This window comes from Streptomyces beijiangensis, assembly GCF_017315755.1.
GTDB classification, from domain to species: Bacteria; Actinomycetota; Actinomycetes; order Streptomycetales; family Streptomycetaceae; genus Streptomyces; species Streptomyces beijiangensis.
Genome location: NZ_JAFLRJ010000426.1, coordinates 1 through 11952 on the forward strand (window position 1 = coordinate 1; position 11952 = coordinate 11952).

Consider the following 11952-nt stretch of genomic DNA (forward strand, 5'->3'; position numbering starts at 1 on the left):
GCTCGTCGCGGCCCTCGCCGCCCCCGCACAGGCGGTCGCCGGGCAAGCGGATGCGCAAGCGGGACAGTCGGCAACGGGCCACCTGCCCGGCTGGCAGCTCAAGGACACCGGCACCGACGCGCGCTTCCGCGGTCTGTCCGCGGTCAGCCGCACCACCGCCTGGGTGGCCGGATCCAAGGGCACGGTGCTGCGCACCTCCGACGGAGGCCGGAGCTGGAAGGACGTCTCGCCGCCCGGGGCGGCCGCCGAGGCGCTGGAGTTCAGAGACGTCGAGGCCTTCGACGGGCGGCGCGCGGTGGTCCTGGCGATCGGCGAGGGAGAGGCGTCGCGCGTCCTGCGTACCGAGGACGGCGGGGCGACCTGGACCGAGTCCTTCCGCAACACCGACGCCAAGGCCTTCTACGACTGCATCACCTTCTTCGACAGCCGGCACGGCCTCGCGATGAGCGACCCAGTGGACGGCAAGTACCGCATCCTGTCGACCTCGGACGGCGGCCGCCGGTGGAAGGTGCTGCCCAGTGCCGGAATGCCGGCGGCCCTGCCGGGCGAGGCGGGCTTCGCCGCGAGCGGCCAGTGCCTGGTGAGTTCGGGACCGAGTGACGTCTGGCTGGCGACGGGCGGTGGCGCGACCGGCCGGGTACTGCACTCCTCCGACCGCGGGCTGCACTGGACGGCCGCCGAGTCGACGATCCCGGGCGGCGACCCCGCACGCGGCGTCTTCGGCCTCGCCTTCCGCGACCGTACGCACGGACTCGCGGTCGGCGGCGACTACCGGGCCGGCGAACCGTCGCCGCAGGCCGGTGCGGTGACCGGTGACGGGGGCCGGAGCTGGCGGCAGTCCACGACCCCGCCGCCCGCCTACCGTTCGGGCGTCGCCTGGCTGCCGCACAGCCGTACGGCCGCACTGGCGGTGGGCCCGACCGGCACCGATCTGACGGTGGACGGTGGCCGCAACTGGCGCACCGTCGACCCTGGTTCGTACGACACGGTCGACTGCGCGGCCGACTTCGGCTGCTGGGCATCGGGAGAGAAGGGGCGGGTGGCGCGGCTGGAGCCGTAGCCGCGGCCCTCGACGGGGCTGTCGAAGCGCTTCGACATTTCCCTGGACAGCTGGTCACCGGGCGTCTAGGGTCGAATCTCCGATGCATGTCGGAGGCGCGGAACACACAGTCGAAGCGCTTCGTACAGACCGTCATGGAGAGCTGAATGGTCACCCTAGCGGAGGTCGCCAGGCACGCCGGAGTATCGGCCAGCACGGTGAGTTACGTCCTCAGCGGGAAGCGGACCATCTCCGCCGCCACCCGCGAACGCGTCGAGCTGAGCATCAAGGAGCTCGGCTACCACCCCAACGCGGGCGCCCGCGCCCTGGCCAGCAGCCGTTCCAACATCATCGCGCTGATGGTGCCCCTGCGCACCGACATGTACGTACCGGTGATGATGGAGATCGCCATCGCCGTCGCCACCACCGCCCGTACGCACGGATACGACGTCCTGCTGCTCACCGGCGAGGAGGGTCCGGAAGCCGTGCGCAGGATCGCGGGCAGCGCGCTGGCCGACGCCATGATCCTCATGGACGTACAGCTGGACGACGAACGCCTCCCGCTGCTGCGCGAGTCCGAGACCCCGGCCGTCCTCATCGGACTGCCCGCCGATCCGGACGGATTCACCTGTGTGGACCTCGACTTCGCGGCCACCGGCGCCCTCTGCGTGGAACACCTCGCCGGACTGGGTCACCGGGAGATCGCCGTGATCGGGGAGGCCGCCGCCGTGTACGAGCGCCACACCGGGTTCGCCGAGCGGACCATGCACGGAGTGCGGAAACGCGCCGTCGGGCTGGGTGTGCGCGTACTGCACCGGCCCTGCGAGGGCGGGTTCGCGGCCATGGCCGCGACGCTCGCCCGGATCTTCGACGAGCGTCCGGGCACCACCGGTTTCGTCGTACAGAACGAGTCCGCCGTGGAGCCGTTGCTCAATCTGCTCCGTCAGCAGGGTCGTGCCGTTCCCGAGGACATCTCGGTCGTCGCCGTCTGCCCCGAACAGGTCGCCGTGCAGGCCTCGGTGCGGGTCACCTCCGTCGCCATCCCCGCGCAGGAAATGGGCCGCAGGGCGGTCGAGAAGGTCGTCGCCAAGCTCGACGGCCGGAGCGTGGAGGAGGCCGAGCTCCTCAAGCCGGAGCTGACGGTCCGCGCCAGTTCGGGACCCGCGCCCGCTGCGGGCTGACGCGGCGGAGGGCCGCCCCCGGTGCACTGGAGGCATCGCGGGGACGGCCCGGGGCGGCTCAGCGGCTGGAGACGCTGAAACTGTTGGTGTTGAAGTTCAGACCGCCCGCAGACGAGGTGATCTCGTAGCCGAACTGGACGTCGCCGACCGTCACGTTGCCGATGTAGCCCTTGGTGTCCTTGAGCCACTTCAGGACCGACAGGATGTCGACCGTGCCCGAGGTGGAGTCGGACGTGCGCAGGAACGAGTACACGTTGTTGGCGCCGTTGGAGCCGACGTACACGGTCCAGGTGTGCGAGCCGAGGGTGACGTTGCCGACCGAGCTGCCGAGCGCGCCGACGGCACCGTTGTAGTTGACCCAGAGCATGATCTCGTTGGCGTAGCCGGTGTCCCAGATGTCGTACGAGGTGTTGTACGCGCCCGAGGACGGGACGGTGACGTTGTAGCTGCTGGTCAGTGAGGCGAGTGAGGTGATCGACTTGCCGATCACCTTCTTGGCGTTCGGGTAGGACTTGATGCCGCCGGTCGCGGGATGGTCGGCCCATACGCCCCAGTTGCTGGAGGAGTTGGCCCAGACGGTCTGCGATCCGGCGCCCGAACCCCAGATGTTGTTGTAGATCGTGTAGCCGTCCGAGGTGGTGTAGTTGCCCCACTGGTCGGACGAGGACCAGACGGCGGCCTGGGCGGGGGACGCGGCGAAGCCGATCAGGGTGAGCAGCGCGGCTATGGGGGCGAGCAGGAGTCGGGCGAACTTCTGACGTGCCATGGGTGTCCCTTCCATGGTGGGGGGAAGTGCCACTGCGGCCCCAGGGTGAGGACGCAGTCCACGCCGGCTTCCAGGTGCGATAGGGGGGCGCCGGCGGAGTCTTCGGTGGGGTTGTCAGGTCCCCTGGATCACGGACCGACCTCGCGGAGTACGGCGACACCGAACCGGCCCAGGTCGAGTGACCCGTCCACGGTCGTGCCGGTGAGCAGGTCGTGGTGGCGGCCGGGTACCGGCACGGTGACCGTGTCGCGGCCGTGGTGCAGGAGGAAGAGCAGGTCACCGCGGCGTACGGCCTCCACCGCTGCGGGCGCCCCTGGTAGTACGGGAGCGGCCCCGGCGCCGTCGGCCACCCGCGCGAGGAGATCGCGGAGCGCGTCCGGCTCGGGGAGGGTGGAGACGTACCAGGCGCGGCCGTTGCGCAGGACCGCGGGGAGCCCGTCGAGTTCGCCGCCCTTGTACGAGGCGACGGTCTCGGCCTCCGCCGATGCGGTCAGCTCCTCCGACCAGAGGGTGGCGCGGAAGCCGTCGCAGTCGACCGTCGTGCCCGCGTCCAGCGGCCACCACTCCTGGAGTGTGGTGATGCCGAAGAGCTCACGCAGCCGGGCGTCCATGCCGCCCGCCCTGATGCGGTCGTCCTCGTCGGCGGTGCCGGTGTGGAAACCGCAGACCAGGGTGCCCCCGCCGCGTACATAGGAAAGCAGGTTGTCGATCGACGTGTCGGTCAGCAGATAGAGGTGGGGGATCACGACCATCGTGTACGCACTCAAGTCGTGCGCGGGGTGGGCGAAATCAGTGGTGCGGCCCGCCTCCCAGAGGGCGCGGTGCCAGGCTCGTACCACCTCCGGGTAGTCGACCTCGGAGGAGATCCGGCCGTCCTGCTGATCCGCCCACCAGGACTCCCAGTCGTGCAGGATCGCGATCTCGGCGGGTGTCGTGGTGCCGGTTGCCGCCTCGGAGAGCGTGGTCAGTTCGGCGCCCAGCTGCTTGATCTCCTGGTACGTGCGGCCCTGTTCGCCCGCGTGGCTGAGCATCCCGGAGTGGAATTTCTCCGCGCCCTGGCGGGACTGGCGCCACTGGAAGTAGCAGATCGCGTCGGCGCCCCGGGCGACGGACTGCAGGGACCAGAGACGGTTGAGGCCGCGCGGCTTGGGGTGGTTGACGCCCCGCCAGTTGACCGGGCCCGCCGCCTGCTCCATCAGCATCCACGGGCCGCGGGCCTGCGAGCGGGTCATGTCGCCGATCATGGCGTTGTACTGGCCGCCCCACGCGTCCGCGGGGTCCGGATAGCTGTCGACGGAGACGACGTCCTCGCGCTCGGACCACTTCCAGGCGTCCTGGCCCGTCCAGAACGGCATGAAGTTGGTGGTGACCGGGATCTGCGGGGTGTGCCGGGCGACGATGTCGCGCTCGGCCTCGTAACACTCCAGGAGGGCGTCGGAGGTGAAGCGCTTGAAGTCCAGGACCTGGCCCGGGTTCTTCATGTACTGGGCGCGGCGGGGCGGGATGATCTCGGACCAGTCGTCGTAGCGCTGGCTCCAGAAGGCCGTGCCCCAGGCCTCGTTGAGGGCGTCGAGGGTGGCGTACTTCGCGGTGAGCCAGCGGCGGAAGTGGTCCGCGGTCCCGTCGCACCAGCAGTGGGTGCAGTACTCGTTGTTGATGTGCCACACGCGCAGGGCCGGGTGGCCGCCGTACCGGGCGGCGAGGTCCTCGGTGAGCGCGGTGGCGTACGCGCGGTAGACGGGACTGGAGGGGCAGAACTGCTGGCGGGAGCCGTACCAGACGGTCTGGCCGTGCTCGTCGCGCGGGAGCGTCTCGGGGTGGCGGTGGCCCATCCAGGGCGGCGGGGACGCGGTCGGGGTGGCGAGGACGACACCGATGGAGTGGGCGTGCAAAAGGTCCATCAGCCGGTCGAGCCAGCCGAAATCGCGGGCACCGGGGCGTGGTTCGAGCTTCGCCCAGGAGAAGACGCCGAGCGTCACGGAGTTGACGCCGGCCTCCTGCATGAGGCGTACGTCATCGGCCCACACCTCCTCGGGCCACTGTTCGGGGTTGTAGTCGCCGCCGAAGAGGATCTGGCGGCCTGTGGCGTCGGAGAGATCGGTCATCGTGGCTCTCACTCGGGGTCGGCGTACTGGATGCCGCGGCCGTTGGTGTCCAGATGGACACGGCCGTGGATGCGGAGGTCGCCGGAGATCGTGGCTCCGGTCCAGGAGGCGCGTGCGGGCACGGCAGAGCAGACCCCACCGCGCCTGGGCGGGGGCAGGGGAGAAGAAGGGTCAGCCCTTGACGGCGCCGGTGAGCATGCCCTTCTTGAAGTGCTTCTGTACGAAGGGGGAGAGGACGGCGACGGGCAGCAGCGCCAGCACCATGACGGCCATCTGGACGGCCAACCCGGACAGCGGCCCGGCCCTGACGGCCTGGGTGAGACCGACCGGGATCTCCTGCTTCTGCACCAGCTGGATCAGCACGTTCTGCAGCGGCATCATCTGCTGGTCGCTGAGGTAGATCGAGGCGTTGAACCAGGCGCTCCAGTAGCCGACGGCGTAGAAGAGCGTGATCACCGCGATGACCGCCCGGGAGAGCGGCATCACGATCTGCCAGAGGATCCGGAAGTCGCCCGCACCGTCGATCCGGGCGCTGTCGGTCAGTTCCGGCGAGATGCCCATGAAGAACCCGCGCAGCACCAGGATGTTGAAGATGCTCACCGCGCTCGGCAGGATCAGCGCCAGATAGGAGTCCGTCAGCCCCAGCGTCTGCACCAGCAGATAGGTGGGGATCAGTCCCGCGCCGAAGAACATGGTGGCCATCAGCAGCATCAGGATGAGCCGGTGCCCGAGCGAGCCCGGGCGGGAGAGGCCGTAGGCGCACAGGATCGAGACGGCCATGGAGAAGACCGTGCCGACGACGGTCACCCCGACGCTGATGAGCGCCGCGCGGGTTACCTGGCCGCCGCTGAGCAGCTCCTTGTAGGCGATGAACGTGATGTCCCTGGGGACGACCACCAGACCACCGGCCCGGGTGATGGTCTTCTTCGACGCCAGGCTGGTGACGACGACGATCCACAGCGGGACGAGGACCGCGAGACAGGCCAGGCCGAGACCGAAGCTCTTGGCGGTGATACCGGCCCGGGAGGGGGCCTCCTCCCAGACGGGCCTCGGCGGGGCGGCCCAGCGGCCCGGTTCCTTCGCCGGCTTCCACATCACGGCAGTCACTTCTTGTACACCCCCTGCTCGCCCATGAGATGGGCGATCTTGTTCGCGGTGAGGACCAGGACGATGCCGACGACACCCTTGATCAGTCCTGCCGCCGCCGCATAGCTGAAGTCCTGGTTGCGGATACCGGTCCACCACACGAAGGTGTCGAGGACCTCGGCTGCACCGGGTCCCACCGCGTCGCGCTGCAGCAGGAGTTGCTCGAAGCCGACGGTGAGTGCGTCGCCGACGCGCAGCACCAGGAGCAGCGCGATGACCGGGCGCAGGGCGGGCATCGTCACGTGCCACATACGGCGCCACCGGTTCGCGCCGTCCATCGCCGCGGCCTCGTACAGATCCGTGTTGACGGCGGCCAGTGCGGCGAGGAAGACGATGATGCTCCAGCCCGCGTCCTTCCAGATCCCCTCGGCGGTGACCAGGAACTTGAAGATCGCCGGGTCGGTCATGATGTCGAAGCCCTCGTGCCCGTGCTCCCGCAGTGTCTGCGCGATGATGCCGGCGCCGCCGAAGATCTGCTGGAAGACGGTGACGACGAGCACCCAGGAGAAGAAGTGCGGCAGATACAGGATGGCCTGGGCCATCGCGCGCACCCGGGGGCGGACCACGCTGTTGATGAGCAGGGCCAGCGCGATCGGTATCGGGAAGAAGAGGACCAGCTGGAGGAAGAAGAGAAGGAAGGTGTTCTCGACCGCGTGCCAGAACTGCGGATCGGCGAAGACCGTCCGGAACTGCTGGATGCCGACCCAGGGGCTGTGCAGGATCGCGGTGACGCCGTTCGTGGAGACGTACGGGTCGTAGTCCTGGAAGGCGATGATGTTGCCGAAGATCGGCACGTAGTTGAAGACCAGGACCAGCAGGAGCGCGGGTACGGTCATCAGGATCAGCGTGCGGTCCTGCCGCAGACGGCGTCGGAACGGGACCTTCGAGGACGCCGCTGCCTTCGCCGGGCGGCTGCCCGTTCCGGTCGCATGGGCCGGTTCGGCGGGTCCGTCCACCGCCTCCGGCGGGGCGCTGTCCTGTGTCCGGGGGGTGCCCGGCACCGTGTGGGACACGGTCTGCTCCTTGTTCAAGCCCGGGGGCCGGCGGAGTGCTGTCCGCCGGCCCGTCGGGAGTCGACTCCGGTGGGGAAAGCGGCTCAGCTCGCCGTGGTTCCGTTGGCGTCGAGCAGCTTCTTGTACCAGTCGCGGAGCTGGTCGCCGCCCTTGGACTTCCACTCGGACACGGCCTGCTGCATGTCGCTGACCTTCTTGCGGCCGCGGACGATGTCCTTCTCCAGCTGCTCGAAGTCGTTCATCAGGTTGGTCCACCGGCTGGGCTCGGTGATCGTCATTCCGTAGAACGAGGACTTGGTGGTGAATGCGCCCATGCGCTGCTGCCACTCGACCATGGCCTTGGTGATGTCGGGCATATCGGGGTGGGCGACGTAGGCGGCCGAGCTGGACATGTAGCCCCAGGCGCCGTTGACCTCGGCGTTGCCCGTGTCGGTCTTGACGGGCAGGTTGTTCTTGACGGTGTAGTCGGAGCCCTCGACGCCGTAGTCGGTGAGCATCCGCTCCTTGGTTCCGTACGGCGCCGAACAGAAGTTGGCGATCGCCAGGATGTCCGCGATCACGGCCTTCGAGCTGCCCTTCTTGATGAAGGCCCAGATCCCGGCGGGGTTGGTGGCCCACAGCTTCGGGTCACCGCCGTCGTGGCCGAAGATGTCCATGGCGGCCATCTTGAACTTGGGGTTGGCGGCGGCCTGTTCGGCGCTCTTGCCGTACCAGCCGGAGAGGTCGTTGTTGTAGATCAGCACCTGTCCGGCCGTGAAGCGGTTGCCCGCGTCGCCCTGGTTCTGCGCCTTGGCGTCGGGATGGACGACCCCGGACGAGAACAGCTTGCGGGTCCACTCCAGCGCTTCGAGGTATCCGTCGGTCTCGATGCGGTTGATGAGCTTGCCGCTCTCCAGGTTCCAGCCGAGCGCCTTGTCGCTGCCGTTGAGCACCCCGAACATGTTGTACGCCGTCCACGACATGTCGTCGCAGGCCCACACCTTCGCCTTGGCGCTGGTGATCTCCTTGGCGAGCGCGAGGAATTCGTCCGCGCTCTTGGGCAGGGTCCAGCCCTTCGCCTCGAAGATGTCCTTGCGGTAGAACGGCGCGATGTTGGTGACGTACGAGGCCGGCATCGGCAGCCCGCGCAGTTTGCCGCCGAAGATCGAGCGCTGCCAGGCGTCGCTCGGGATCGCCGCGAGGTTCGGGTACGCCTTGACCTTGTCGCCGGAGAGATACGGGCCGAGGTCCTCGAACTTGGCGTTGATCGCCGTGGGGATCTTGCCGCCGAGGTTCCAGCCGGGGACGACCACGACGTCGGGGATCGCACTGGAGGCGAGCACCGCGCCGAGCTTCTGGTCGTAGGTGTTGCCGTCCTGGTTCTGCCAGGTGGTCTCGACGCCGATGGCCGCGTTCATGGCCTTGTAGTACGTGTTGTCGTTGGCGGGCGGGGTGCCCCAGAACGGCGACATGATCTTGATCTTGCTGCCCTTGCCCAGCTTGCTTTCGACCGAGGCCTTGAGCTGGTCGGCGGCTATCGCCTGGGTGAAGCCGGCCGCCGACCCGTTCTTGGCGGCGATGTCGGGTGTCACGACGTTCCGCGCCACAAAGGCCGGGAGGAGCTTCTGCGCGGACTTCCCGGCGGTGGTGCCCTCCTTGCTGCCCGTGTCGCTGCTGCCGCAGGCGGCCAGCAGGGGCAGGCCGCCGCCCACTGCGAGCGCGGCTGCCGCGGTGGAGGAGAGGAAGGTTCTCCGGCTTGGGGCAGAGGGGGTGTTCGGCGTCATTGCGTAACCCTTCGTGGCACACCAGGACACATGGCGGGACACCCGCCGGTCGGCTCCTGTGTCAGAGGTGGAGCGCTGTCTGTCGAAGCGCTTCGATGTTGCTGCGACATTAAGTGACCGGGTCTGACCGCACAAGAGTTGATTTCAAGAAACCTCGCGTGTGTTTCTGATCCATTTCCCAGCCAGGTCTAGGTGACGGTTGAGTTGTAACCCCTCTGTGTCTTGACACTTGACTCCGCCGCAACTCAGCATCGAAGCGCTTCGAAAGATCAACCTCCAATCTCTGTAAGGAGATGTGCGCGTGACCGACCTCCAGCCGCCCTTCCGTGACCCGCAGTTGTCGCAGGACAAGCGCATCGACGATCTCCTCGCGCGGCTCACGACCGGGGAGCGGATCGCGATGCTGCACCAGTTCGCACCCGCCGTGGAGCGGCTTGGCGTGGCCGCCTTCCGTACCGGGCAGGAGGCGCTGCACGGGGTTGCCTGGATGGGACGCGCGACGGTCTTCCCGCAGGCCGTGGGGCTCGGCGCCAGTTGGAACGAGGAGCTCGTACGCCGGGTCGGCGAGGCCGTCGGCACCGAGGTCCGTGCCATGCGTGCGCAGGACGGCAGGGTCGGCCTCAACGTATGGGCGCCGACTGTGAATCTGCTGAGGAACCCGCTCTGGGGGAGGGGTGAGGAGGGCTACTCCGAGGACGCCGCCCTCACCTCCGCCATCGCGGTCGCGTACACCCGCGGACTGCGCGGCGACCACCCGCGTTTCTGGCGCACCGCCCCCGTGCTCAAGCACTGGCTCGCCCACAACAACGAGGTGAACCGGGACACTTCGTCGTCCTCGGTGCGACCGCGCGTGCTGCACGAGTACGACCTGAGAGCGTTCCGCGGCGCGGTGGAGGCGGGGGCCGTGGCGGGTGTCATGCCCGCGTACAACCTGGTCAACGGGCGCCCCAACCATGTCTCCCCGTACCTCGGAGAGCACCTCCGTGCCTGGACCGACCAGCCTCTCCTGATCTGTTCGGATGCGGGCGCGCCCTCCAACCTGGTCGATTCCGAGCACTACTTCGACACCCATGAGGAGGCCACCGCGGCCGCACTCAAGGCAGGCGTCGACAGCTTCACCGACCACGGCACGGACTCCTCGGTCATGACCGGCCGGATCAGCGGCGCGCTCCGGCAGGGGCTGATCGACGAGGACGACATCGAGGCGGCCGTACGCCGTCAGCTCGCCGTCCGCTTCATGCTCGGCGAGTTCGACCCGGAGACCGACCCGTACGCGGCGACCGACGATTTCGACACCCCTGAGCATCGTGCGCTGGCTCTCGAAGCCGCCGAACAGGCCGTGGTGCTCCTCAAGAACGACGGCCTGCTGCCGCTCGCCGACGGCGCGCGCATCGCGGTCGTCGGCCTGCTCGCCGACGAGTGCAAGACCGACTGGTACAGCGGCACGCTCATCCACCGCTCCACCCCGCTCGACGCGCTGTACGAGCGGTTCGGCGCCGCGAACGTCACTTTCGCCGAGGGCGTGGACCGCGTACGGATCAGGTGCGCGGCGGGCTGGCTCCAGGTCGCGGAGGCAGCCGAGGGCGCGGCCGATGCGCGCGGCGCGGAGGGCGCGCTCGACCCGGCGCTGCTCGCGGGACGCACCGACCTGCCGCCGCTGACCTGCGGTGACGCTCCGTCCGAACTGGCGCTGACCGACTGGGGTGGTGGCGTACTCACCCTGCGGGCGGCGGACGGACGGTATCTGTCGGTCGCCGACGACGGGTTCGTACGAGCCTCCGCGGACCAGCCGGGCGGCTGGGTCGTCCAGGAGACGTTCACGCTGGAAGAGCACGACGGCGGGCACCTCCTCAGGCACACAGGGACGGGTCGTCACGTCTCGGTTGCCGCCGACGGCGTAAAGGTTGCCGAGGCCGGAGAAGTTTTTGAGATCGAGACCGCTGAGCGCGGCGAGGACGCGGTGGCGCGGGCGGCGGCGGACGCGGACGTCGTGATCGTGGTGGCCGGCAACGACCCCCACATCAACGGCCGCGAGACCGAGGACCGGCCGACGCTCGCGCTGCCGCCCCAGCAGGACCGTCTGTGGCGTGCGGCCAGCGCGGCCAACCCGCGTACGGCGCTGGTGATGACCTCGGCGTATCCGTACGCCGTTCCCGAAGCCCAGGCCGAACTCCCCGCCCTGCTGTGGACCGCGCACGGCGGCCAGGCGGCGGGCACCGCGTTGGCGCGAGTCCTGGCGGGGGACGTCTCACCGGCCGGGCGGCTTCCGCAGACCTGGTACGGATCCGACGCGGACCTCCCTGACCTGCTGGACTACGACATCATCGGCTCACGCCAGACGTATCTGTACTTCGAGGGCACGCCCCTGTACGCCTTCGGGCACGGCCTCTCCTACGCCTCCTTCGGTTACGAGGGCCTGACCGCCGAGCGCGACGGGGACCTGGTGCGGGTGGGGTTCACCGTCACCAACACGGGTGCGGTGGCGTCCGACGAGGTGGCGCAGCTGTACGCACGGGCGGTCGACGCGTCCGTCCCGCGCCCGTCGCGAGAACTCGTCGCGCACCGAAGGCTGCACCTGTCCCCGGGCGGGTCGGAGCGGGTCTCCTTCGACGTCCCGGTCTCGGCGCTGGGCCACTGGGACGTGGCGCACGGGCGCTGGGCGGTCGAGCCGGGTACGTACGAACTCCTGGCCGGCGCCTCCAGTACGGACGTCAGGCTCACCGCGTCACTGGCCATGGAGGGCGACCCGGCCGGCCCGCGTCCCGTGCGGACGCACGGTCTCGGTGCGGCGGACTTCGACGAGCAGCGCGGTACGGAGATCGTGGACCGGACGAAGGTGTCGGGGGACGCGGTGGCCGCGACCGGGGGCGCCGAAGGCGAACTGGTCTTCCGCGCGTGTGACTTCGGGGCAGGGGTCGGCGGGGTCACGGTCGTGGTGG

Annotated in this window: 8 protein-coding genes; 3 read left to right on the plus strand and 5 right to left on the minus strand. The window is 69.2% G+C overall.

Features of this window, described 5'->3' with window-relative positions; translation table 11 throughout:
• Nucleotides 1–1060, plus strand: a 1060-nt coding sequence (locus tag J0695_RS33485; RefSeq protein ID WP_242553530.1) for a WD40/YVTN/BNR-like repeat-containing protein, incomplete at its 5' end; no start/stop codon positions are given.
• 146 nt (nucleotides 1061–1206) lie between these two features.
• Complete coding sequence (locus J0695_RS33490) at nucleotides 1207–2220, plus strand: LacI family DNA-binding transcriptional regulator (protein ID WP_206968532.1); 1014 nt, start codon at nucleotides 1207–1209, stop codon at nucleotides 2218–2220.
• A gap of 58 nt (nucleotides 2221–2278) precedes the next feature.
• Here the strand turns inward: J0695_RS33490 and J0695_RS33495 are convergent, their stop codons facing one another.
• The 5 genes from J0695_RS33495 to J0695_RS33515 all read right to left on the minus strand — a co-directional run bounded on the left by J0695_RS33495 (nucleotide 2279) and on the right by J0695_RS33515 (nucleotide 9013).
• The gene (locus J0695_RS33495) at nucleotides 2279–2986 is read right to left on the minus strand and encodes a GH12 family glycosyl hydrolase domain-containing protein (RefSeq protein ID WP_206968533.1); all 708 of its coding nucleotides are present in this window, start codon (nucleotides 2984–2986) and stop codon (nucleotides 2279–2281) included.
• 128 nt (nucleotides 2987–3114) lie between these two features.
• Complete coding sequence (locus tag J0695_RS33500) at nucleotides 3115–5091, minus strand: beta-galactosidase (RefSeq protein WP_206968534.1); 1977 nt, start codon at nucleotides 5089–5091, stop codon at nucleotides 3115–3117.
• A 171-nt stretch (nucleotides 5092–5262) separates the two neighbouring features.
• A complete protein-coding gene (locus tag J0695_RS33505; protein ID WP_372445861.1) occupies nucleotides 5263–6198 on the minus strand; it encodes a carbohydrate ABC transporter permease in 936 nt (311 codons plus the stop codon).
• Nucleotides 6195–7193: an ABC transporter permease gene (locus J0695_RS33510; RefSeq protein WP_307798852.1), complete on the minus strand. Its 999-nt coding sequence runs from the start codon at nucleotides 7191–7193 to the stop codon at nucleotides 6195–6197. The genes J0695_RS33505 and J0695_RS33510 overlap by 4 nt, the downstream gene beginning before the upstream one ends.
• Nucleotides 7194–7333: 140 nt before the next feature.
• Nucleotides 7334–9013 (minus strand): type 2 periplasmic-binding domain-containing protein, encoded by a 1680-nt coding sequence (locus J0695_RS33515; RefSeq protein WP_206968535.1) that lies wholly within the window; start codon nucleotides 9011–9013, stop codon nucleotides 7334–7336.
• A gap of 301 nt (nucleotides 9014–9314) precedes the next feature.
• Here J0695_RS33515 and J0695_RS33520 point away from each other — a divergent pair.
• On the plus strand, nucleotides 9315–11952 hold a 2638-nt coding region (locus J0695_RS33520), incomplete at its 3' end, for a glycoside hydrolase family 3 C-terminal domain-containing protein (protein WP_206968536.1).